Annotated in this window: 18 protein-coding genes; 12 read left to right on the top strand and 6 right to left on the bottom strand. The window is 41.6% G+C overall.

All coding sequences use genetic code 11. The annotated features are described in order from the left end of the window. Window positions 1-215 precede the first annotated feature (215 nt). The 8 genes from CWC29_RS21945 (at window position 216) to CWC29_RS21910 (ending at window position 14,401) form a co-directional block, all read left to right on the top strand. Complete coding sequence (locus CWC29_RS21945) at window positions 216-3,893, top strand: PKD domain-containing protein (RefSeq protein ID WP_138522860.1); 3,678 nt, start codon at window positions 216-218, stop codon at window positions 3,891-3,893. Between the two features lie 10 nt (window positions 3,894-3,903). Continuing rightward, window positions 3,904-5,850 carry a Hint domain-containing protein gene (locus tag CWC29_RS21940; RefSeq protein WP_138522862.1) on the top strand — a complete coding sequence of 649 codons (1,947 nt, stop codon included), beginning with the start codon at window positions 3,904-3,906 and terminating at the stop codon, window positions 5,848-5,850. Between the two features lie 57 nt (window positions 5,851-5,907). Beyond that, on the top strand, window positions 5,908-7,155 hold the full coding sequence (locus CWC29_RS21935) for an internalin (RefSeq protein WP_138522864.1): 1,248 nt from the start codon (window positions 5,908-5,910) through the stop codon (window positions 7,153-7,155). Between the two features lie 11 nt (window positions 7,156-7,166). Further along, the gene (locus CWC29_RS21930) at window positions 7,167-8,006 is read left to right on the top strand and encodes a GEVED domain-containing protein (RefSeq protein WP_138522866.1); all 840 of its coding nucleotides are present in this window, start codon (window positions 7,167-7,169) and stop codon (window positions 8,004-8,006) included. 11 nt (window positions 8,007-8,017) lie between these two features. Next, the gene (locus tag CWC29_RS21925) at window positions 8,018-9,526 is read left to right on the top strand and encodes a hypothetical protein (RefSeq protein ID WP_138522868.1); all 1,509 of its coding nucleotides are present in this window, start codon (window positions 8,018-8,020) and stop codon (window positions 9,524-9,526) included. Window positions 9,527-9,634: 108 nt separating this feature from the next. After that, window positions 9,635-10,771 carry a hypothetical protein gene (locus CWC29_RS21920; protein ID WP_138522870.1) on the top strand — a complete coding sequence of 379 codons (1,137 nt, stop codon included), beginning with the start codon at window positions 9,635-9,637 and terminating at the stop codon, window positions 10,769-10,771. 278 nt (window positions 10,772-11,049) lie between these two features. Beyond that, a complete protein-coding gene (locus CWC29_RS21915) occupies window positions 11,050-13,731 on the top strand; it encodes a PKD domain-containing protein (protein WP_128725460.1) in 2,682 nt (893 codons plus the stop codon). A gap of 133 nt (window positions 13,732-13,864) precedes the next feature. Further along, entirely contained in the window at window positions 13,865-14,401 is a 537-nt protein-coding gene (locus CWC29_RS21910; RefSeq protein ID WP_128725459.1) for a YaeQ family protein, read from the top strand. A 91-nt stretch (window positions 14,402-14,492) separates the two neighbouring features. Here the strand turns inward: CWC29_RS21910 and CWC29_RS21905 are convergent, their stop codons facing one another. Then, window positions 14,493-16,067 (bottom strand): lytic polysaccharide monooxygenase, encoded by a 1,575-nt coding sequence (locus CWC29_RS21905; RefSeq protein ID WP_138522872.1) that lies wholly within the window; start codon window positions 16,065-16,067, stop codon window positions 14,493-14,495. Between the two features lie 641 nt (window positions 16,068-16,708). Between CWC29_RS21905 and CWC29_RS21900 the strand changes: the two genes are divergently transcribed. Next, complete coding sequence (locus CWC29_RS21900) at window positions 16,709-17,197, top strand: DM13 domain-containing protein (protein ID WP_128725457.1); 489 nt, start codon at window positions 16,709-16,711, stop codon at window positions 17,195-17,197. 50 nt (window positions 17,198-17,247) lie between these two features. Here CWC29_RS21900 and CWC29_RS21895 read toward each other — a convergent pair whose 3' ends face one another. From CWC29_RS21895 to ahpC, 3 genes are all read right to left on the bottom strand, one after another. Beyond that, on the bottom strand, window positions 17,248-17,646 hold the full coding sequence (locus tag CWC29_RS21895) for a DUF4177 domain-containing protein (protein ID WP_128725456.1): 399 nt from the start codon (window positions 17,644-17,646) through the stop codon (window positions 17,248-17,250). Window positions 17,647-18,458: 812 nt separating this feature from the next. Further along, window positions 18,459-20,027, bottom strand: a complete 1,569-nt coding sequence (ahpF, locus tag CWC29_RS21890; RefSeq protein ID WP_138524710.1) for an alkyl hydroperoxide reductase subunit F — start codon at window positions 20,025-20,027, stop codon at window positions 18,459-18,461. 106 nt (window positions 20,028-20,133) lie between these two features. After that, window positions 20,134-20,703 (bottom strand): alkyl hydroperoxide reductase subunit C, encoded by a 570-nt coding sequence (gene ahpC, locus CWC29_RS21885; protein WP_128725454.1) that lies wholly within the window; start codon window positions 20,701-20,703, stop codon window positions 20,134-20,136. Window positions 20,704-20,932: 229 nt separating this feature from the next. On the opposite strand from ahpC, the gene CWC29_RS21880 reads away from it, so the two are divergent. From CWC29_RS21880 to CWC29_RS24175, 3 genes are all read left to right on the top strand, one after another. After that, complete coding sequence (locus CWC29_RS21880) at window positions 20,933-21,355, top strand: DUF3429 domain-containing protein (protein WP_138524708.1); 423 nt, start codon at window positions 20,933-20,935, stop codon at window positions 21,353-21,355. Between the two features lie 101 nt (window positions 21,356-21,456). After that, window positions 21,457-22,263 carry a GGDEF domain-containing protein gene (locus CWC29_RS21875; RefSeq protein ID WP_239966248.1) on the top strand — a complete coding sequence of 269 codons (807 nt, stop codon included), beginning with the start codon at window positions 21,457-21,459 and terminating at the stop codon, window positions 22,261-22,263. 173 nt (window positions 22,264-22,436) lie between these two features. After that, entirely contained in the window at window positions 22,437-23,519 is a 1,083-nt protein-coding gene (locus tag CWC29_RS24175) for a methyl-accepting chemotaxis protein (RefSeq protein WP_138524706.1), read from the top strand. A 177-nt stretch (window positions 23,520-23,696) separates the two neighbouring features. Here CWC29_RS24175 and CWC29_RS23885 read toward each other — a convergent pair whose 3' ends face one another. Together CWC29_RS23885 and CWC29_RS23880 are read right to left on the bottom strand one after the other, a co-directional pair. After that, a complete protein-coding gene (locus CWC29_RS23885; protein WP_328820819.1) occupies window positions 23,697-23,921 on the bottom strand; it encodes a PoNe immunity protein domain-containing protein in 225 nt (74 codons plus the stop codon). Between the two features lie 4 nt (window positions 23,922-23,925). Beyond that, complete coding sequence (locus tag CWC29_RS23880) at window positions 23,926-24,336, bottom strand: PoNe immunity protein domain-containing protein (protein ID WP_235956714.1); 411 nt, start codon at window positions 24,334-24,336, stop codon at window positions 23,926-23,928. Window positions 24,337-24,391: the final 55 nt, after the last annotated feature.

The following is a 24,391-nucleotide window of genomic DNA, read 5'->3' as shown; positions in this document are numbered from 1 at the left end:
AAAAAGTAAAATTTCCCCCTAAATTTCCAGTGGAAACATTAGGTTATACATTTGTTTATTTTTTGTTATTTATTTATTTGAAATTCTTTATTACCTTAGAGCCCGTGCTCAAAGTAAAAGCACTAAATCAGCCACACTTTTCCATCCTGATGTCTCATTCTTTGAGAGGTTGCGCTTAAGTGGGAAGGAATCTTCAATATTATTATGGAGTTAACATGCAAGGGTTAAAGTCTCTGTGCGTTTTAGCATCGGCAATCAGTTTGCACTGTCATGCCACTGAGCGGGTTTCTTTGTTCAATGACACGCAAAAAATTGCACCAACATTATTACACCAAGCCACCGCAAATAATGCTCCAAGTCATGACCAAAACTATTTATTAATGCTTAAGACATTTGCTGCGCAATATGCAGGACACTCTCTTGCATTTAGTCAAAGTCAAGATGGTGACAAAAGAAGTCATACAATCACTCAGAAATATAAGAATATTCCTATTTGGAATCATGACTTTGTAGTCCTTACCGATGAAAGTGGTGCTGTTGAGCAAGTATATGGTGACCTTATCGTCAATGTCGCAAAAGACTTGCCTAATTTATCCCCCGCATCTCAGGATCAGCTTGACGCAGCACTAGAATCCGCCATCACAGAATTTCCAGCTGAGCGACCAAGGATCTACCGACGCAGCTCCGTTGAAGAAGTCATTTACATTGATACTACTGGCAAAGCACGGCACGCGGCAAAGCTGAGTTTTTTCACCGACTTTCAGTCCGGGCCGTTTAAACCGCAGCGCATTCTATCTTTTATCGATTTAACCTCAAATGAAGTTATTTTCCAAGCAGATGTATTGCAACGAGCAGTGCATGAAGGAGGCAGTGGTCCTTCAGGCAATGATAAAGTTGCACGTCCGGATTATAAGCAAGCAGATTACGTTTCATACCCACCTAAGACATTCGTTGTGGCGATGGAAGCGAACGCTCAACAAACTTACTGCTTATTCGATGCACAAAATGTCGAAACAAGAAACTACAATCACAGTACAGCACAGGTTGACTCACCCTACCGCTACGATTGCTCGAATTCGACCCGTAACGATTACAAAGATTATCATGGTGCCCGCTCAGCACTGAACGATGCCCATCATCACGGACAAATCGCTAGCTTGATGTTTGAGGATTACTTAGGCCACAAGCCCTACTTTAATAAGAAGATAATTCAAAATGTTCACTACGGACTCAACATGGACCAAGCGTTTTATGAAAACGGTGAAGTCTATTTTGGCGATGGAGATTATCTCTTCTACCCAATGGTCTCTTTGGATGTAGTCGCACATGAAATTGCCCATGGCTTTACGGAGGAGTACGGCTCCAGTACACCAAAATCAATGTTGACCGGTCAAGCACGCGCCATCAATGAAGCGTTTTCTGATATGGCGGGCGAAGCTGCCGAATTCTTCTACTCTGGAACAAATGATTGGAAAAGTAACCACGAGACATTTCGCCATGATGACGCATTACGCTATTTTGAAAATCCCAAATTAGATGGCAACTCAATTGATCACATTGATGACTATGATGACTCCATTACCTCACACCATGGTGCAGGGGTATTTAACAAAGCGTTTCATTATTTAACAACGGCTACAGTTGACGGTGAGACCTCACCTTGGAACACAAAATATGCCTTTATTTTGTTCGCCAATGCCAATAAAAGCTGTTGGACCGGGAATAGCACCTACCTAACGGCTGCAGACTGTGTAATGCGACAAACTTATACTGTAAGTGACAAACTGCGTCAAGATGGGATAAAAAAACAAGATGGTGCTGACTGGCAAGCCACAGAATTACAAAATCATGTACGCAAAGCTTTTGCTCAAGTGGGGATAAACTTAAAAGTAAATAGTGGGCTAGAAAGTGAACTTGGTTTTGAACGTAAATTCCTAACGCTCGATTTCAAGAACTTAACGCGGAAAGATGGTCAGCAGGTAACGATTTCCAACCGTGATGGTTGGCAATGGAATTGGAACTTTGGTGATGGCAGCGCACAAAGTAGTGCATTTGAGCCAACACATAACTTTGCCACCACAGGTGTATTTAATGTAGCACTGACCGCAACAGCTCCATCAGGCCTGATTGACACTTTTGTGCTCCCAATTGAAGTGTTTGACAGCTACTGCTCAGCTCAAGGGGTAAACCATAGTAAATATTATCTTTCGTCGGTTTCATTTAACGATTACAAAAATGACTCTACTTCTAGTAATTATAGCGATTACTCTCAAGACATAATAGAAGTCAAAGATGGCAAAGCGCTAACAGTAACCCTAGTCGCAGCGCCACACCCAGATACTCAAGATAAAACCAAGAACTTCTATGTGTGGTTGGACAAAAATAACGACGGTTTATTCCATAAAACCGATGAGCTGGTGCTATCAGGAAGCAATAAAACTCAATTAACGGGTGAAATATCCTTAAGCGGCGAGCTCAACGAGAGCTATCGTGTTCGCACTATGGTGTCATTTGGTATCGTTAAATCGGCCTGTGGTGATATGTCTTGGGGCGAAGTTGAGGATTACACAGTCAAACTCGTTGAAAATAAGGACCCTGTTGAACTGAGAATCACTGCCAACCAAGGTGTCAACGTCATTAACTTCGATAACAGTACCGTTGATGCGCGTGTTAAACGTTGGAAGTGGGAGTTTGGAGATGGTACAACCAGCTCTGCAAAATCCCCCTCACATCAATATGCTAAGGCTGGTAGCTATGCTGTAAATCTAAAGGCATACGATAGATTCAATAGCGAAATTGGTAGCTGGATGAAACAAGTTCAGTTCAATACTACGATCACCGCAAGATTTACTCCGCGCAAGTCGGGTAACACTGTCTATGTAGACACCAATCAAAGCGTTATGCCTCAAGGTAGCACGGTACAGTGGCAATTTGGAGATGGCACGACTTCTTCTGTTCAAAATACTCAGCATACCTACCAAACTGATGGAGAGTACACCATTACACTGACAATAAGCCATGCCGACGGCGAAAAATCCGTAAATGAAACCATCAAAATTGGTGAGAGTAGCTTCACCCCACAGGTCAATTTCACGGTGAGCGAACAAGCAGATGGTACATTTAAGGTAACTTTTAATAACACAACAGCCAAACCAGATAATACCGCTTGGAACCCTCGTATCACTCTAGAATGGGATTTCGGGGACGGAGTAACGCACAATCAGAGTGGCAATTTCGGCCAAGATGCGGAACATACGTATCAAACTGCTGGCACCTATACCGCCAGCCTAACAATCAGTTACGACAAACCTTGGTGGGATGACTGGGGAGACCGAGTCACTGGCACTAAAAACATGTTATTGGAACTGAAACTAACCCAACCTGTTGAATATTGCGTAGCAACTGGGATCACAGACTATGAGCACATTAATACTGTGACGTTCAACCAAGACGGGCCGTTTAGCAATGCGCAGCAGCCTGGTGTGATAAACCCTAACAACCCAATCAAATTGTACGCCACTCAAAACAATACTTACCGTTTTGAAGCGGGCTATGCCGGCAGCGAAAAATTTGCAGAGAACTACCACGTCTGGATTGATTTAAACGGCGACGGTCAATTTGGTGATGGTGACTGGCGTAACAACAAATCTGAGCTGCTTATCATGGACTTTGATCAAACCAATCAAGACTTTGGCAAAGGCTATGTTGAAGGTGAGTTCAGCATTCCAAGTAATAAGTTGTCACAGCCCGTCACGACAACTCGGATGAGAATTTTGCAGTATTACGGATTTAGCAGAGTAAATAGTATTGATCCTTGCTCTGACTATAGCAGTGCCGCTACCTCGGGAAGCGGAGAAATTGAAGACTACCTAGTAGAAATCCATAAAAATTAAGGAAAATCAAATGAACAAATTTAATAAGAAGATATTTATACCTCTCGCAGTTGCGCTCGCGGTGAGTAATGCGGTAGCGGCAACAAATACCTTTGAGTCCTCAGTTGACATCGAGGTAGCCGCGTTGAAGTCAGGCCCTGCTACGTTAAACGGTCAGGCCATTACAACTCCTGATGAATTCGGGATCCGCAGATTGGATATGAGCAATCCACAACATTATCAACTAGCGAAGTCTCGCTTGAATTTAGCTGGCCGTGATGAAAGTAAATTTCCACAATTGCATAAAACATTAGAGGTTGCCAAACAACAGCAGCTGATGGCAAAGAACAGTATACAAACAACACCACCGCCAGTGAGTGAAACTGAGGTAGACATCATTAAAGAAGCACATTTCTTTCTTGATATGAACATCGCCATTTCTGCAGATACCAATGAACCATACGTCATTGTAAGAGCAAAAAGCACACGCTTTGGTGGTACGCAAGCGACCTACATCGATCTACTGCTTGAAGATGGACAAGGTAATCAGCTTGCGCCACTTGGCTCCACATTGAATGTGCTTGATGGTAAAGATACGACTGCAGTCTCAACTATTTCACTTAAGTCATTGAAAGCAAACTTCCCTAACATCGACACACTTTATGCAAGCTCCTACGTTGAACTTGAACACGAAGACGGTTCGATAAGCTCTACCATAAAATATACCGAGTATCCTTTTTCATGGGAACACGCAGAGGCAGTCTATGGCGCAATTGCAAGCAACGATGCGAACAATAAAGTTGCATCTGAAATGAGTATTATGCCCGCAGTATTTGATGGGCGTCCAAAGTATAACGCCACAGCACCTATCGATAAAAACAACGATGCGGTGATCAAGGTGTGTTTAAACCGTAACCATGCAGACTGTGATTATATGCCAGATCAAGTGGGTGATCCGAACGAAATTACCGATGTAAATATTCCATTTAATGGTGAGCTACGTGTTCCTCATGAAATCTTAGAGATCTACCCAACTACAGGTGATTTGCCTAACGGTATAGATGAGCCGACCAACATTTATTTGCAAGAAGGAGTGTACGGTGGCGCAACAAAACAAAGCTATCGTGGCATTAATAATTCAATTAAGCAGTTTTCAGACTATTTAGAGTTTGAAGTCGACACTGTGAACAAAGAATCCATTATTCGTTGGAACATCCCCCGCGATGAAGGTCGTTTTGGTAATGCAAAACTATTTTCAAATATTGCTACGGCAAACTGGTATATGACGTTTGCAGTGAAAGGAAACCCTTACTTCAAAACTGGTCGACGCGGTCCTGTCGCCTTCCAAGTTTCACTTACTTCTGAGGCATCAACTCGCTTTGGTAACTTTTACAGTGAAGTACTACCTATGATGAAACTAGGTTACAGCTGTTTAGCTAAGGGTACCCTGATCACGATGGCTGACGGTTCGCAGCTCGCCATTGAAAATATTGGTAAAGGAGATCTAGTGTTAGGTGCGCTTGCTTCAAACGCCGCAGTTAAAGAACCAATGCAGGTTGTTGATGTATCTGTAGGTATAGAAGCAATTAAGATGTATCGCATCAAAGGCGCAGATGGTTCAGACATTTTAATGACTGAAACCCACCCAATTTCAACTTCAAATAAAGGTGTTATTTGGGCAAAAGAGCTTAAAGCAGGCGACCGTATTCTTACAGAGACAGGTTCTGTAATTGTGACGGATGTAACAAAAGAGAAATACAAAGACAAAATCTACAATTTGAAACTAGCGCCTACAGCTGATTCAAAATTTGCTGAATCTCGTAATTTTGCCATGTTTGCAAACGGTATGGCAGTAGGTGATTTAGCGACTCAAGACGAGTTTAACTACAAAGATCAGAATACTCGTATGTCGGAAGAAGAGATACTGCAGCGTTTACCTGAAAAGTGGAAAACTGACTACATCAACAGTTTGAACTAATCAAGACAGCTGGGCCTTTCTGTTTGAAAGGCCATACTTCTCTGTAAGGAATTCAATATGAAATTTACATATTCTCCATTGGCACGCGCCATGGGGGTAGCGGGTCTTTTTGCCTGTAGTTTTGCAGCAACGGCTGATCAAATAGACAATTCTGACTTTGCTACTCAAGCAAGCAACTCTAATTTAGATTCAATCACACTAGGTACCGCATACCATAGTGAAAAAGAAGGCTTTTATGCGCTGCAAAGCGTGCTTGGTCAAGTCGATGAAACGTATGGCAATACCGAAATGGATTTTGTTGTCGGTGTTGATATGAGCTACAGCCAACTATCTAGTATGTTAGATGGTAACTTAGGTGCAGCACTAGATGTCCCCGTAATTAAAGTGGGTGTTGGCGCCAGCTACTCCAAGCAAAATGCCGCAGATAACTATACTGGAACTTATACATTATTCCTGTCACTAAAACCTAAAAAGCGATTACTGGTTGCCAATCCTCAAACCGGATTTAAGCCAACCCAAGCCGCGCTGGATTTGGCTAATGCAAACCCTGGAGATAAATTCAATAATATTGGTAATGAGTTTGTATCAGCGATTGAGTACGGTTCTCAAGTGATGATCAACCTGAAGTTCCAATACAAAAATGACGAAGATAAAGTCAAGTGGGGTGGCCAGCTTGGGGTTGATTGGGCAGGTAAAGTCAGCGTCAGCGGCAAATTGCAAAAAGTCGATGAGGACGTAAAGCGTAATATTAAAATCACGGTTTCAGCGTTACAACTCGGTGGTGATCCGACTGAGCTGTTGAAGGTAATTCCAAACCAGCTCGTCAACTGTACGATGGAAAATCCTACACCATGTTTTGATGTATTTAAAAATAGCATTAATTACATCAAAACCAACTATATCACTCAATTTGATACATTAGACAAGTACAACGTCAGTCGAGTGTTGACCAATAGCTATACCGACTCAGGGCCTAGCCTTTCAGCGCTTGTTCCTGACGATGTCTATCCAGCAAAGAGTATTCTTACCAAACTTGCACTGAAAAACATGAGTGATGATTGGGTACAAGCAATCCTTGATAACCGCCGTGCAGATAACCTGCTCAATTATTACGCAAGTGAGCTTAGTAATGAGCACAGAACCGCATTGGAAACCATTCGTGATAATGCGCTCTTTAACTCATTTATTCTCGCAGACGCTGTAGATTATTGTAAGCGCAACCCCATTGGAAACTACTGCCGCGATAGAGAGCTACAGACTCGCAATCGCGTTCATCAGTATGACCGTAAATGGCTAGAATTATAAGGAATAAGACTATGTTAAAAGTCATGCTAACCAGCACATTTGTTGCATCACTCGCAGCGACTATCACGCCGCCTGCAGAGGCAAGCTCGACTTTATTTGAATCTAGAGATGTCCTCACGCCTCAGCAAGCGCTTGGTCGTTTCCAATGGCTAGAAAAGTGTTATCCAGGGCTATTAGTAGAGGTTTCAGATAATATCTTTGACCCCACGACTCCAATCCCAAATGAAGAGAAAATCGCCAATCTCAAAAAAGTAATGCTGTATAAAAACAGTGCATTAAGAGCGGATGCTAAATACTTTACGTTTGGTGATGAAGATAATGCAAATCCAAAGAATTGGTTTGCAGGGAAGTCACCGACTACAACATGTTTGCAGATCCCTTCAGACTATCGCGTCAGTGCCGTCTTAGTTGCACCACCCATTCCAAATTACTGCGCAACTAAATCTCGCGAGCGGGCCTATGAGTTCATCAAATCGGTTAAGTTTTCCAATATCGAGAATACCAGTAGCAATACTTTCTATAGCAACTATATAGGTGATACGGCAAAGATTTACGTTGATAAAAGCTACCAGCTCACGTTAACACCCGGATTTAGTGGTACAGAAACATATCCTGAAACTTGGCACGTATTTATCGACTGGAATCAAGACGGTGATTTTAAAGATGCCAAGGAAATCCTGTTTGCAGGGGTATCAGAGCAAGCAATGCAAGTCGAGATCACACCGCCTGCAAGCGCAAAAAAGGGCATGACGAAAATGCGTGTCACCATGGATTACCTCGGTGGCAGTAATGACGCGTGTAAAGAAGTAGACTCCGGTGAGGTAGAAGATTACCTCCTTTACGTGAAGTAATAGGTGGCAACATGAATTTATATAAACATACTATCGCGGCGTTAATGGCCAGTACGGCACCTTTCGCATTCGCGGATTCGGACTTCGTAAATGAAGCTGCATTAATGCAAAAAGCACAAAGTGTAAATACTTTCCAAAGTGAAATTCCAGGCCTGATGAATGACCATGTTGTGCTAGGTACAGCCTACAATAGCGATCAAAAACGCTTCTTGAATGTCCAAACTGTTGCAGGTCAAACCGTTGAAACATTGGGTAATACTCGCGTGCAATTTGAACTTGTCAACAATGGCAGTTACGACGAAGTGCTCCGTCAACTCAACGGTAATGTTGATGTTGATGTTGGCTTTCCTGTTATTCGAGTAAAAGCAGGTGGTCATTTAGCCAAAGAGATGTCATCTACAGAGTTTTCTAATACTTATACTTTTCAAGCATCACTGACACCAAAAAAACGTGTACTAAAGCCAGTAGACGCCAATCTAGGTTACACCTTGACGCCGTCAGGCAATACGCTAGCAAATGAATATCAAAGCAAGCTAATGAGCTTGGCGGGTGATGCATTTATCAGTGAAATTGAGTATGGCGCACAACTCTTAATCAACATGAAAATCGAGTACTTAAGTGAACAACATAAAAGCGAAATTGGCGGTTACTTGGGTGTAAGCTACGGTGCTGGTAATATAGGCATTAGCGTTGATGGTAAGCTTAATTATATTGATGAAGACCTCAAGAAAAGTGTGCGCATTACTGTCAGAGCTTTACAAAAAGGCGGTGATCCAAAGCAACTACTCAGTATAATTCCTAACAATATCATCACTTGTTCGCTCGATAACTACGAGCCTTGTTTTACCCTATTTGAACAAGCTGTGAACTACGCGAAGAATGACTTTGGTGATCAGTTTAATGCGCTATCTGATTACAACGTAGTGCGTTACAAGGCAACGCCTTACGAGATCAGTTCACAAGATGTACGTCGTTTAGATTCGGGTAATAAAGATATTCGCTTTGAAACCACCTACCGTACTTTATGGCTCGAAGACCAATTCAAAAAATCGGTTAATCATGAGCACCGTGCGCGTGGTGTACTTGCGCAATACGCTAGCTGGATGACGGATGTACAACGTCAAAAAGCGGAAGGAGTCCAAGAAGCAGCGTATAACAACGCTTGGATCTACGAGCAGTATGCTAGGATTTGTCGTGATAACCCTTATGGAACAGCTTGTACCGATGCGTGGAATGACTACCTCAACACTTGTAGTGGTAACGGTGTTGGTTGCATTCGCAATTACACACTGGCTGATTTGAATATACCAGCGGATAACATGACGCAATATTTCAAGTGTGAAAATGCACGAGAAGCAACAGCAAACTTTGGTGTTGAAGAAAATCATGTCTCACTCGGATTCAGAAAGCTAGGTTGGGCACCATCATTCGTTGACGCTAACGACCCGGCTTCAGGTGTCATGGTATGGTTGCCCTGTAAAACAGCGCTCCCCACCTATGGAACGGCTTTTGAGAATTAGGAACTAATACTCAATTTGTTCATTTGGGCGAAAAGATAGTAATTATTTTACCAGATGTAGCTATTTTCTCGCCCTTTTCCACAGCAAACCATTTACAGGAATTTATGTATGCACTTGAGAATCATACCCATAGTGCTCTGTGGCCTGTTGAGCTTTAACGCAAATACACACACCTACTACTCGCTAAATACAGAAAAAGAGCAATTGGGACAGGGATTTGAACAGAAACTAGGCATACCACTTGAATCATGCCTAGATGGTCAGTGGCAATTTCAAGGTGGCAGTATGGGCGATTTAGCTTATCGCGGCGACTTTGACTCCGATACAATGATCAATACCATCACTGGGAGTGTAAAAGCGGGTATAAATTTAGTTATTTTCGGTGGTTCAGCTAAGTTTTCTATGCGCAGGAAAGTAACCAAGAATCGAAATTCTGCAGCTTCTGCGGTCGAGTTAACTTATGAAAAAGGAAGCTATAACTTTGAAAATCGAACGACTAAACCTACCATACTTGAGTTACTTAGCACAGATCCCAATCAAGTAAGGAGTCGTTGCGGAGATAGTTTTATTCACAATATCAAACTCGGATCACGTATTTATGTCACAGCTAAGCTTCACTTCAAAGATCGTACTAAATACGAGTGGTTTCAGACCAAAATAAAAGTGAAATTTCTTTTCTTCAGCAAAACCTTCACCAAGACCAAAGTATTTCAAGATGCAACGCAAGATGCCGTTTATACAATTCAAGTAAACACCGATGGCGGCATGACACCAGAACTGGCAAGGCTAACTAAAAATGGCACCATGCACTGTAAGACCGATAATCTAACTCCTTGTATAACATATGCCGACAGTTTGTTTAGCTACTTACTTGATGGTGGGAACTACGTTAACGACCTTAAAGACGAGCATTTGAATATATTGAAATATGAAGTCGAAGACTATGAAGATTCTGGCCATTATGATTTGGCTTACGCAGGCCTGACAGGAATATCTAATCGCTATATTGCACTATCGGCAAGACTTAGGAGTTACCAAGATCTCGTTTATGATGAAATAGAGAGATTAAATGCGTTTAAAGCCGTGTCTGACGACCCACTTGAAATTGAGCAGCTTACAGCTCGCATTACAGCCCGCAACTCTCAGCGCATTGGACTTGAGCAAGCTGGTGAGTATTGTGCAACATTGCCTGGCACAACTCTATGCGAGAACCGCATTGAATCGGCAATTGCAAACGTTGATTAAACAACACGGTTATTCCGTTATCCGCTCCTCCTTATTATTTTGTTTTCCAACCAATGAGGCTATATAGCCTCGCTTCTCGTTTTAATTATCAATGAGTTATAACGACTCCAGCAAAATGTACCGATCCCTTTTAGTTTATTGATTTTTTGTTTTTAAAGTCCATACCTAAAGCGCATAGCTATACCATTGCTAAAAAACATGTGTAACTATTGGAAACAAGTATTTAAATAAAGTACACTTCTACGCTTTCTGACTATTCAATAAAACAAGATATTAAGATGATCAAAAGCGCTATATACAAAGGAATCGTAACTTCATTGCTTGCATCAACTCTAGCCGCATGTGGCGGTGGAAGTGGCAGCGACAGCAATGATACAGGAACTGACAAACCAGTCACACCTACTAACAAAGCCCCAGTAATTGCAAGCCTAGCACCAATTACAGCAATGGAAAGAGACTCAATCACAGCCGTTGCGACCGTAACAGATGAAGATGGTGCGATTGAAACTTTGCTGTGGGAGCAAACGGCAGGAACAACAGTCGAGCTGATAAATGATAATAGCGAAACGCTCGAATTTCGGGCACCTGACATCAATGAAGCGACCACGTTAACGTTTAAGTTAACTGCGACAGACGATAAAGGGGACTCAAGCTCACAAGAATTAACTGTCAACCTAAGTGCTTACGCTCCACTTTCAAGCTTAACGATTTCTGACACAGCGCTGGCGCAATGTTTATCAGATACACATCAAGACGTAGGTATTTCAGTTGTTGACTGTACAGACTACCCAATTGCAACATTAGCAGGGCTCTCTGGTATTAGTGGTTTATCTACGGTATCTATTAAAAACGCAGAATTGGATAATCTCGAAGAGTTAGCTCAAATTTCTACGCTCACCGCGTTAAAGCTCGATAACGCGTTTGCCGAAGCCCAGGACAACTCAAATAATTATGCACATTTAGAACAAATTAGTAAGCTCAATAAACTTGAGTCGTTGTCTATTGTTGAAAACAAAGAAGATATTTTTGGTAAACAGCTAGCGTTCCAGATGTTAGATCTATCAGGCTTTGCACAGCTTCATACGCTTGAAATAGACAACTACAGTAACCAATATGAAACGATACAACTTAGTCAACTTCCAAGTGACAAGCTCACTCGTTTGGCTTTACGTACTCTAAGCATTGATGATAAAAATACCCTAAAACGCTTTAGTAACGTGCAAAGTTTATCTTTGACATATATAAACGATCTCGACTCACTGTCATTTTTAAGCTCTATACCTAACCTCACAGCATTAACACTTGACAATATCGAAGCCGCTGACTCAACAGCAATAGAAGCCAAAACAAATCTGACAACACTCGTACTCAACAGAACGCAGATTGAAGATTTCTCATTCTTAGAAAAGTTTAGTGAGTTGGAAAAACTAGGTCTTGGTAGTTATTATAATAATGCTGAGTTTGATATCGCGGACATCAGTGGTAATACGAAGCTGACATCCCTGTCATTAAACAATTTAAACGTTGATAATGTCAATGAGCTATCAACTTTTACGGAACTGCAATCCTTGTCTTTGGAGAGGTTAAACCTTTCTTCTCTTAGCTTTTTACAAGCGATGCAGAAGTTAACATCATTGAAGCTCGATCAGTTACGTAACGTTAATGATCTAGGCTGGCTAAGTTTCACACCAAACCTAACCGAATTGTATATTCATGAATTGGATAGTACCGCGGATTTTAGCGCATTGTCTGAGCTTGAAAATATGCGCAACCTCACCGTCGACAGCGATTACTCAAACTTTGCACTAGATACGTTAAGTAAAATGCAAGCATTAGAAACACTTAATCTAGAAGTTAATTTATTTGAGGCTTCAAATGAAGCAACATTACCAAGCTTAAAAACACTAAACGTGAAGAGCAGCAGCTATTCAAACATGGTGAACTTGACTAACTTGCCCGCGCTCGAATCAGTTGAATTATCAAAAGGCCACTATTATGGTAATGAAGAGAAAATCACAACTCTCGATTCTCTAGGTTCAAACTCGAGCTTGAAATCGTTCAAGATCAGCGGCTTTAAAGAGCTAGAAGATATCACTCAGATATCTCAATTTGAAAATTTAGAAACCCTGTGGATTTACTATTCTAAAGCGACTGATATCTCTGAGATAGCATCGTTAACTAAACTTAAATCATTAACATTAAAAAACTTTTCCGAGTTTTTTAGAGCTGACATGCTTGCCAGTTTAAACAATCTGGAAAGACTTGAAATACAAAGTAGTGCCATTTACTGTGATGATCAGGAGCTATTAACATCTCTCGATGGTGTGACAACAAACCTTTCTAACTATAACTGTATTATGAAGCCGGTCGATTTGAGCTTAATTACAGATGCGGCATTTAAACAGTGTATTGTAGATCAAAGGTATCAAGATGCAGTACGTAATACCTCACTCTATTGTAATGGCTCAGCAATTGAATCATTAAATGGAATTACACAGTTTGAAGCAATTAAGACTTTAAGACTGGATGGCTCGGTTAATAGTTCGTTGTTACGAGACCCTAGCTTAGCTCAGCTCCACACCTTACAGAGTCTAGATATCTATAGACTCACAGGTGAACTAACGGCTAAAGCTACACTTCCTCAATCATTGACCTCATTTGAGTTAAATACAAATAGCCAAACCGTATATGACTTCACGCTTTTTGGCTTGCCTACTACTTTAACTTATTTGGACTTGAATGGTACCAAGCTGACAAACTATGGTTCAATTAAAAATTACGCCGAACTTACTCGTTTAGAGTTGGACAATACCAACATTTCGGATCTGTCACCGCTATTCGATTTGACCAATCTAGAATATCTAAGTTTATATAGAAATCCAAATGTCGACTGTGCTCAAGTAAGCAAACTAAAAGAGTCTTTGCCCAATATTTGGCATATCTCGACTAGCTGTAATTAATATTAACGCTAAGCATTAAGCTTCTCAAATAAACACAGCCTCATTGCGAGGCTGTGTTTCATTTCCACAATCACATTCTGTAAATTGTTATCTCGACCCGCTATACTAGCGCAAAAATTTTTTAAGCAAATTTATGGCGCTCAAATCCACCATCATTAAAGCCCAACTATCACTCAGTGATATGGACAGACATGTTTACCAAGACTTTAATTTAACACTAGCTCAACACCCTTCTGAAAACGAACAACGGTTAATGATCCGTTTACTTGCCTATGCACTAAATGCGTGTGAGGGACTTGAGTTTACTAAAGGCTTATGCGCTGACGATGAACCTGAACTATGGGTTAAGAATTACAGCGAAGAGATTGAGCTTTGGATTGAACTAGGACTGCCCGATGAGAAGCGCCTTAAAAAAGCGTGTAATAAATCAAAGCAAGTGGTCCTCTATACTTATGGCGAAAATAATCAGGCGATTTGGTGGCAAAAACATCAGCCTAAATTATACGACTTTAAAAATCTAAGTATTTTCAGTTTGGATTATAGCGCGACTCAGGCTTTAGCCCGGTTAGCAGATCGCAGTATTAAGCTTACCATTACTATTCAAGATGGCGAAGTATGGGTAAGCTCTGATAGCACTAATATTGAAATCAAACCGCAGCAGCTGATGTAACATTCTGCTCTGTGTTAGATGATGTAAATCATTGAAAATTTTATCTCACTGGCAGCAATATCTGCCAGTGATTTGTTAGAGGGACTTTACATTAAAGCTTACGCCATACGGAAGTAGTGTCTGGTTGCTCACCACGGGTCCACCAGCGCGCTTGATATTCAACACCTTGATAACTTACTCTGTCGCCGCCGGTATATGCCTTATTGGCATTCCATGTGTTACTAGCATCGGACTTGTCTACCAGCTCCCACGCATCACTTTGATCGGGCTTTTGACCTTTTACCCACCATTTAGCGCGATAGCTTTTGCCCTGATACACTGCGATATCGCCAGCGGTATATACTTGATCGGCACGCCACGTGTCATCATTTGGCGGTGTACTTTGGTTAGTCACTGTGATAGTAAAGCTAACAGTTTTCTCAAATGTGCCATCAGAGACGGTTACTTGCCCTTGATAGTCGGTATTTTGCTGAACCTCAGGCGCAGTCAACGTGATAGTTGCACCGCTACCGCTGTAGTTCAGTGGCGATGGTATCTGCCATGCAAAGGTAAGCGGATCTTTGTCATCATCAAACGCATGAACATGAAGTGATGTACTTGAGCTCTCTTTTAGCGTGATAGCGGCGGGGGTATGAACCACAGGAGCACGGTTTTGTGGCTTAGCTAAAATTGAAAGGTTAAAAGTGTACTGGGGATCACTGACAAATAGCTGATTAGCAGCGAGTTGCGCAGCATCAAATACAATATTTCCGTCACTTTGTTGTACGCCAATTTGTAACGTATTCGCATGATTATTATTAAGTGTACTGGAAAATTGCGCAGCCCAATGATTGATATTGCTTTGTGTTATGAGCAGCTTTTCTTGTACCAATTCTTGGCCATTACCATCAAAAACCCGTAGCCATACCGTATCGCCTACATTGGCTAGTTGACCCTGTTTGATAAAGAATCCAGCAGACGTCCAACTTACCGGCTCAGTCGGTGTAGTATCTCGTACTATGGTGACGTCGCTACAATTGTAAAAGCCTTCACCTACAACATCATCACGCTGCCAACGCGTATATAAGATAGCATCTCCTCTAAATTTACTCGGCACCGCGATCTGCATTTCATAATAGCGTTTACCATCTGGCGCAACGAAAAAATCAACATTGCCATACTCTTGCACCAGCTCTAAATCTTGCCACCCTAGGGGCTTTGAGCGAATATCCGCTTCCGGTTTGGTAAGATAAAATTGCCAAAAGCTGGGATTATGAGGCGTTGTTGCGCGAAATCTAACTTTGATTTGGTTTTGAGCATCTGGCGTTATCACGGTCCTTTGCCACTCACTCGACGCGATATTCATGCCCGCTTTATTTCTATCGCCACCAGCACAAAGTTGTCCGTCAGGAACAGCAGCCTGTACAGCTTGCAGATTAAAGTAATCGGTAACATTCGCTGCAAACTCATGCTTTTGAACAAACTGCACATGCTCAGATGCTAGGTAAGCTGCTCGACATGCCGCGTTTGGGATATTACTTCCATCTTTTGGCCACCAAAATCCGCCCTGCTCCTCACAAATAGCCTGCCTTGCCTTTGGGCTATCCATATAACCATGTGCAAATGCGTTCGATGCTGCCATGCCAAGTGCCATGGCAATACTGACTGTTAACATAGAGTTTTTCATTTTCTTCTACTCGTATTAGAGAAGTAACTACCGCCACTTCGATTAAGATTAGAATGAGCGAGAATCTGTAGTTGCTTGTCACACGAAATTCAATCTTACTCTGCGCACTAAGATTTTACTCGTTGATAAACACAACTTACCTTGGTCACGCCACTGTCCTTCGGCAGTAAAAAACAACGCTGTCATTTTTTAACAACTGATAAGCTATTGCACGTCCATGGCATGCTCGCCTTAATTTTTTTGTAATAAAAAAGTATCCAAGTTAATTTTATTATGAGCATCAACTCGAATTCGAGGCATTTTACCTAAGTAAAAATCAATAACAATAGGTGAGATTATTAATTACATTCAATACTTTATAGCTAGATCAAAAACACCTTCACGCCATAACTCTGACCTAAACACCTGTTTACTTTGACTATTACAATAATCAAAACAATTGAAATACTTTATTCCCTAATATTTAACAATCAGAAGATGCTACTCAGTGTAAAGTTTTATCTACACCGGGTCCTAAATTACATTTAATAAAAACACTTTGTTCCTATCAAAAATATTAAAAACAATCCTTTTTACGCACTCACTTTTTGTACTAGAGTCTTATAATTTGGCTATACTTTGATTTTACTGCTTACTTGGAAATGATTTTGCGAACGCTATTTACGTTACTTTTGCTCATTGTGGTGTTTATCACAGGGTTTATTATGGGTGTGTACACTTTACCGATAATGACACAACCTCCGGCGGCTAAGCACACGGAAATACTTGAGATAAGTAAAGCCGCAACATACAAAGGCCAATTCAAGAAGGAGCTTAAAGATTCAGACGCATTACACTACGCCACTGGTGAGATCTATTTTACTAATAACCACATTGCATTCGTGGGTGAGATAGCTCCAGGACCTGATTATCGCCTTTATCTCGCCAAGACATTTATTGAGACGGAAGCCGACTTTAAAGCGCAAAAACATACCATGATAGAAATAGCTAACATTAATCAATTTTCACAGTTTGTATTGCCTAAGTATCGCAAAGTTGATCTGACTCAGTTTCAGAGTGCTATTATTTGGTGTGAACATTTTGAGCAGTTTATCTCCGCAGCACCATTACAACCCACAGGTAGTAAATAAACTTGAATTGATGGTGTGACAGGCAAAAAAACGAGTCAACGCCAGCTCAGTTATTCTGTCTCTCGCTCCAAAATAACAACCATGGAATCAGATTCACCAAAGCCTGAAGCAGGAATAACAACCTGTTTTAATTGCCAGCCATTTTGCCCTTCAGCATTTAATAGCGACTGCACGTCTGGTGTCCCAGATTTAAAAAAGCGCAATTTAAATGGTAATTCAACTGTTTTATATTCATATTTTTTCATCACTCTAGCCTCCTTAAGAGTAAGACTTGCGTAATCTAAATTAAACGTGGCAGCTAGTGCCTTCTGAGTTTCCATGGAAGCACTCGCCTCTCTTTCGACCCTCTGAATGGTTCTTTTGCTTAAACCTGAAGCACCAGCCAATTGCTCTTGTGTCCACCCCTTGAGTATTCGGTGCCTGATTATCAAAGCTGCATCAATTTTCATTTTTTACACTCACATCGATCCCTTTACGTTATTAATTAATACCCTAAAAATGCAGAGCTTAAAACGCCAAATAAGCGAAAGTGTGGCGACAAAAAGGCGGCAGCACGGCCAATTAAAGGTTTTTATATTGTTTTGACGGCTCACTACACCTTGATCTCGCCGGATAAATCGCGCCCCATACAGCCCATTGCACTTTGAGGTGGGAGCTGCTTTACGCAGCGATCTTGTATTCCTTAACTAACCGACCATCCACTCTGCTAAGCAAGTAACTTCTCGCCGGATAAACCACCTCCCAAACAGTCCATTGCACTTTGAGGTAGGAGCTGCTTTACGCAGCGATCTTGTATTCCTAAACCAACCGGCCATCTACTCTGCTAAGCGAGTAACTTCTCGCCGGATAAACCACCTCCCACAAAGCCCACTACACATAGGGTAGGAGCTGCTTTACGCAGCGATCTTGTATTCCTAAACCAACCGACCATCGACTCTGCTAAGCGAGTAACTTCTCGCCGGATAAACCACCTCCCACACGGCAAATTGCACTTTGAGGTAGGAGCTGCTTTACGCAGCGCTCTTATGTTTTTTGTCGCTCGTAAGCTCCGTTTATTTAACGGCCAACGGAAGAAAATATTACCAGCCTAATCAACAGGGTAAGTTTATCTAAAAACCACTATCGTAAAGACTAAAATAGAATACAAAGTAGCATCGAGACTTCGAATTCTAAGCCAAAAAAAAGCCACACTGCTAGAGTGTGGCTTGGGAGCATTGCATGGGTGTATAGTTGCAATGATTCTTTCCAGTAATGCGAATAATTAAGCTGCTTGCTCGTCGTCTTGCCCTAATCGAATTAGATAATCAAAAGCGCCTAAGCTTGCCGTTGCTCCCCCACCCATCGCAATAATAATTTGCTTAAACGGCGTGGTGGTTGCGTCGCCTGCGGCGTAAACGCCAGCTAAACTCGTCGCCCCTTTGCTGTCAATTTCGATTTCACCAAAGCGGCTAAGTGCAACTTCACTCGACTTTAACCATTCAGTATTTGGTACCAGCCCAATTTGGACAAAAATGCCAGCCAATGCTAACGAATGAGTGTCACCGCTTACCCTGTCTATATAGTTAAGACCGGTTACTTTATTACCATCTCCAACGACTTCAGTGGTTTGTGCGTTTTTTATAATGGTAACGTTAGTAAGGCTTTTTGCCTTTTTAATCAACACTTCATCAGCTCTAAGTGTATCGGCAAACTCTAATACCGTGACATGCTCAACAATATTTGCCAAGTCGATGGCAGCTTCTATACCCGAGTTACCACCACCAATAACAGCAACAGGTTTCCCCTTAAATAACGGACCATCACAATGTGGGCAATATGCTACACCTCGACCCTTGTACTCGGTTTCGCCTGGTACATTCATGCTTCTCCATCGCGCACCGGTTGCCAATACTAGAGATTTGGCCCTTAATACCGCACCGCTTTCAAGCGTGATATCAATGGTTTCACCTTTGTTAATTGCCGCTGCACGCTGATTCTTCATCACATCAACGCCATACTGGTTAACATGCTCTTCTAACTGTGCAACCAGCTTAGGACCTTCCGTTTTTTGCACTGAAATAAAGTTCTCAATACCCAGAGTATCGGCAACTTGACCGCCAAAGCGCTCCGCAACTACTCCTGTGTTTAGCCCTTTACGAGCGGCATAAATAGCAGCTGATGCACCAGCCGGACCGCCACCTACAACCAGCACATCAAACACGTCTTTGCTGTTAAGTACAGCTGCTTGTTTTTCGCCAGCTTTAGTATCAAGTTTAAGTAAAATATCGCTTAGGCTCACCGCGCCTTGACTAAATTGTTTACCGTTTAAGTACACTGTTGGCACAGCCATGATGTTGCGCGATTCCACTTCTTCTTGGAACAAAGCGCCATCAATCATGGTAGTGGTAATATTTGGATTAACAGCCGCCATGAGATTCAGTGCCTGCACGACTTGTGGACAGGTTTGGCAGCTCAGTGAAATGTACACTTCAAAGTTCAATGGGTTATCAATACCCTTGATCAGTTCGAGATCGTCTGCCGATGCTTTAGTGGCATGCCCGCCTGAATGCAATAATGCAAGAACCAAGCTAGTAAATTCATGCCCCATAGGTACGCCTGCAAACGTAATTTCACTCTTTGTGTCTACGCCGCGAACTGACATTTGTGGTAAGCGCTCGCCTTCACTAGATTCAGATAGTGAAATTTTATCGCTCAGAGACGCTAAATCTTGCGCCAACTCTTTTAGCTCTTGCGATTTTTTACTGTCATCAACGGTAATGACGAGTTCAATCGGACGTTGTAGAGAGCTAAAGTGGCTTTGTAGTTGAGTTTTAATTTGGTTGTCTAACATATAAGGTAACCCTCTGCAGAAACTACAGTAAAAATTCGCAAAAACGATGAATTTAGTTCATCTGGATGGTTTATTTGGGAGTGCACACCGCACTCCCTATGACAATTTAGATTTTGCCAACTAGATCTAATGAAGGTGCTAATGTTTCTTCACCTGGCTGCCAAGATGCTGGGCATACTTCACCATCGTGAGATGCGATGTATTGAGCAGCTTGTACTTTACGTACTAGCTCTTTAGCGCTGCGACCAATACCTAAGTCATGCGTTTCAATAACTTTGATTTCACCCTCAGGGTTGATTACAAAAGTACCGCGAAGTGCTAAACCTTCTTCTTCGATCATTACACCGAAGTTGCGAGTAATACGGCCTGTTGGGTCACCAATCATTGGGAATTGAATTTTCTTAATCGTTTCTGACGCGTCATGCCACGCTTTGTGTGTGAAGTGTGTGTCTGTTGATACAGAGTAAACTTCTACACCCATTTCTTGCAGCTGTGCGTAATAATCAGCTAAATCACCAAGCTCTGTTGGACATACAAAAGTGAAATCAGCAGGGTAGAAGAATACGATTGACCATTTACCTAAAAGGTCCTGCTCAGAAACTTCTACGAAGTCGCCACCATGGTATGCTGTTGCGTTGAATGGTTGAATTTTTGTGTTGATTAATGAAGTGCTCATCGCTTTCCTCACTGTTGTTTAGTTTGAATTAATATTGGCGATTGTTATTCGCCTTGGCTTGAGTACAAAGATAAGGGGAAGTGATATTTAAATAAAATGGATTGTTTGAATCACTGTAATCGAAAAAACTGATAGTAGTTTTTTGAGTGATCAACTAATTCAGTATAAGAGTATAAAAATACGTTAATTACGGTATGATCCCAGCAATTAAAAACAGTAGAGCGTGACTATGCACCCGTACTTCAATCATATTCAACTTGGTTACTTTGGCTTTCTTCCTTTTTTGGCTTGTATCGCGTGGACGTTAATGACGGGCGTATCAAGCGATGTGCTTCATGCTTTTCAATTTTATAGCCTAGGGATTCTTGCTTTTATGGCGGGAAACTTATGGCGTGCGGGGGAGCAAACCTATAAACAAGCGATACTTGCCGTGATCGTCGTGATCCCTTACCCACTACTTAGTGTCGTATCACCACAGTGGCTGCTACTATATCTCGCTATCGCATATTGGCTTGTATATTTTATAGAGCGCAGTTCACCGCGCTGGGGAGACTACCATAAAGACTATCAAAAAATGCGAACGGTATTGACTTCTCTCGTCTTTGTTAGCCATCTATTTATGATTGCTCAAGCACTTGAGTTAAACACATAAGTAACTTGCTTCTGAAGCTCAATTAACTATAACTAAAGATATATATCACCAAGGGTCACAGCGCTTTGATAAGAACGACTTTGCTGCCGCTGGTAATATGGGTGGCCATCATCGTTTTTGGTGGCTACATGTACTATATCGGTCATTACGAATACGAGAGCTACGAAGAGCTATTTTGGTTTGGTATCTCCTTCACTTTATTCAACTTGATCACCAAAGAAATTGCGAGCCAATTCTTGCGCCTCGCACTACTTGTGTATTGTGCGGGCCTACTCCTTGATATTATTGATAATTTTACCGACGGTTTTTCCATCCCCTTACTTAGCTTTGACACATCTTTGAAAAATATCGGCTTTTTACTCATCAGCTTTGGCTTTTATTGTATGATCACTAATAAAAGAGCCAGCATTACAGAGCTAAAAAAAGAAGTAGAGAGAAGAAGGTTGTTAGAGGAGCGGATGCGGTATGAAGCTAACCATGATGCAATGACGGGTGTGGGCAGTCGTCGCGCATGTTTTGAAGGCTTGCAAACACATCGCTTTGATAATCAATGGCTACTCTATCTCGACTTAGATAATTTTAAGCAAGTCAACGATAACTACGGTCATCACATTGGTGATGAAGTTTTAATTAAATTTACTCAAAATATGAAAGAGTACTTTGGCTTAGATTACAGCTTTCGTATCGGTGGTGACGAATTTATTGCCTATATCAATGCGGTGCTTCCAGATACAGACGAAGTGAGAACGGCATTATTAAAGGGACTACAGGAATACAAAATTAACGTCAGTATTGGAATGGTCAAAGTAGATCCGACTAAACAGGCAGATCTCATCATCCACGATGCCGATGAAAACATGTATGGCGATAAACGCGGTAAATCACTCAGATCTAGTGCTAGAGGGTAACGCTATAACGCTGCTTTATCGGTTAAACTTCAATGTCGCTCAGCGCACCAAAATCCAATCAAAATTCTGCGCTAACTTATCTAAATTTATAGTTTTTTGAAACCTAAAGAGGTAGCACTATTTTCCAATGATTGCTAAGCTTGCGTTAATATTAAGTTACAAGGGAAAATAACGTGTTTGCAAAACTATTTACAAACAATGAAACCCAACAAGCCCTATTAGCCGCGCAACAAGAGGTTGCCAGTTTAAAACAGGCTAATGCGCAGTTAACCTCTGAAAATGAGGCATTAAAGCAGGAAATCGTAGGTACACAAGCTGCGCTCAATGATAATACTGACAATCAGCTACTGCAGTGTGCGTTGAATGGATTAAGCCAAGTGCAGGGAATACGAGAAACTGTTCTTGCAAGCTTTATGAGTATTGAAGAAGAAAGCCATTCAATTGAGCAAGTAAACTCCGCCTTTTCTAAATCTGAAACCGCATTGCGTAAAATACTGGCTGGAATGGAGCAGCTCGGCAGCAATATGGACAAAATGACTAGCAATATTTCTGGCTTATCACAGATGGCTGATAGCATTAATACCTTTGTTACGACGATTTCAAAAATTTCAGATCAAACGAATCTGCTAGCGCTCAATGCTGCTATTGAAGCCGCCCGAGCAGGTGAAGCAGGCCGTGGCTTTTCGGTTGTCGCCGATGAGGTGCGCGCACTGGCAACCAATACCAATGAATCCGCTAACGAAGTCTCCGATTTAGTCAAAAAAATCATCGATACAACTCACACAACAGTGAGTGCTGTAGAAGAAATTCAAGCGTCTAATATCACGCTATCTGACAGTATTGGACACCTAAACGATGAATACGAAGGGATTGTAAGTTGTTGTGATTCAATGAAAGACACCATTTTGGTCTCTACTACTCAAACCTTTATCCAGACCGTAAAGCTTGATCATGTCGTTTGGAAAGGAGACGTATACAACGTGATTATTGGTAATAGCCATAAAAATATCAGCGACTTTGCCGATCATACGATGTGCCGCTTAGGTAAGTGGTTTGGTGGCGATGGCGCCCAAAAGTTTGGCGGTCACAACGCGTTTAAACGTCTAGAAGCTCCGCATAAAGAAGTCCATAGAGCTGGCGTAGAAGCAATGAAAAAGTTTAAAGCAGGCGATTCTCAAGGCGCAGTTAAACAGCTTAACCAAATGGAACATGCCAGCGTTGAAGTAATGGACTTACTCGATCAACTAGGGCATTGATAAGTAGCACTACAAAGCTTTTCAATTTACCCGCTTAACACGTAGAGTGGCAGTCACCGATTGAAGCGGGTAACTTTTTATGTAATCCTGAGCTGGTACGTATGAATTTCCTTTATGTTCATTTCTATTTCGACTCAGCAACCCTAAAGTACTTGCATTATTCTTGTGCACGTAACACTACCTCTCATTGTTGTACACAAGATCTTTAGGATAATAAGGATGGTTAATAAAAGCACGGTCATCGATATTGAACAACTTAACGACAAGCGCAATTTCCCAGCACCAATAGCCATCGTAAGCATCACTATTCATTAAATGATAATCCGGGTTACCAATTAGGCTATACCAAGATTCAATGTAGTCATTCGCAAGAGAAGGTCGTTGTTCTGGGCTACTTTCTATTACCTTATAAAGTTTGCCAAAGCGCTTTTAGGTAGTACTCCTCCCCCATATCTAAGCAATAAGCAAAACTAAGCCATTTTAAGTGCCGTTCTAGATAGTCTTCCCTCATCTCCTCCCAGCTGATCCGTTCGGTTTGCTCTTGTTCAGGTAAAGCATTTGCATAGTCATTTTGCCACTTGCGGAAAGTTAAAACATCGTGTAGCAATGGTTTAATGTCATCCAGTTTATCGCCTCTTGAATATGTGTTGTTTAGCAGGTTCATGCAATGCACGACTAAACCAAAACAATATCTCATTTTTACAACTTTTGTGAGTTCCCCTGATTTAAGCTCTTCAACATCCTTGGCAATGGACTCTTTATAGAACCCCACTGCTTCATCAAAATACGATTTGTCTTGTAATTTATCTCTTACCATATTATTTCCTTATACCAATTTAGCTTAATTAAGTGATCTATTTTTAGGCAAGAAG

Source organism: Pseudoalteromonas galatheae, from assembly GCF_005886105.2.
GTDB classification, from domain to species: Bacteria; Pseudomonadota; Gammaproteobacteria; order Enterobacterales; family Alteromonadaceae; genus Pseudoalteromonas; species Pseudoalteromonas galatheae.
The sequence above is the reverse complement of the archived record's forward strand: the minus strand, read 5'-3'. Positions and strand labels throughout refer to the sequence as shown.

Coding starts and splice junctions, on each gene's coding strand:
- CWC29_RS21945 (WP_138522860.1), top strand. CDS start 216: ATGCAAGGGTTAAAGTCTCTGTGCGTTTTAGCATCGGCAATCAGTTTG.
- CWC29_RS21940 (WP_138522862.1), top strand. CDS start 3,904: ATGAACAAATTTAATAAGAAGATATTTATACCTCTCGCAGTTGCGCTC.
- CWC29_RS21935 (WP_138522864.1), top strand. CDS start 5,908: ATGAAATTTACATATTCTCCATTGGCACGCGCCATGGGGGTAGCGGGT.
- CWC29_RS21930 (WP_138522866.1), top strand. CDS start 7,167: ATGTTAAAAGTCATGCTAACCAGCACATTTGTTGCATCACTCGCAGCG.
- CWC29_RS21925 (WP_138522868.1), top strand. CDS start 8,018: ATGAATTTATATAAACATACTATCGCGGCGTTAATGGCCAGTACGGCA.
- CWC29_RS21920 (WP_138522870.1), top strand. CDS start 9,635: ATGCACTTGAGAATCATACCCATAGTGCTCTGTGGCCTGTTGAGCTTT.
- CWC29_RS21915 (WP_128725460.1), top strand. CDS start 11,050: ATGATCAAAAGCGCTATATACAAAGGAATCGTAACTTCATTGCTTGCA.
- CWC29_RS21910 (WP_128725459.1), top strand. CDS start 13,865: ATGGCGCTCAAATCCACCATCATTAAAGCCCAACTATCACTCAGTGAT.
- CWC29_RS21905 (WP_138522872.1), bottom strand. CDS start 16,067: ATGAAAAACTCTATGTTAACAGTCAGTATTGCCATGGCACTTGGCATG.
- CWC29_RS21900 (WP_128725457.1), top strand. CDS start 16,709: ATGATTTTGCGAACGCTATTTACGTTACTTTTGCTCATTGTGGTGTTT.
- CWC29_RS21895 (WP_128725456.1), bottom strand. CDS start 17,646: ATGAAAATTGATGCAGCTTTGATAATCAGGCACCGAATACTCAAGGGG.
- ahpF (WP_138524710.1), bottom strand. CDS start 20,027: ATGTTAGACAACCAAATTAAAACTCAACTACAAAGCCACTTTAGCTCT.
- ahpC (WP_128725454.1), bottom strand. CDS start 20,703: ATGAGCACTTCATTAATCAACACAAAAATTCAACCATTCAACGCAACA.
- CWC29_RS21880 (WP_138524708.1), top strand. CDS start 20,933: ATGCACCCGTACTTCAATCATATTCAACTTGGTTACTTTGGCTTTCTT.
- CWC29_RS23880 (WP_235956714.1), bottom strand. CDS start 24,336: ATGGTAAGAGATAAATTACAAGACAAATCGTATTTTGATGAAGCAGTG.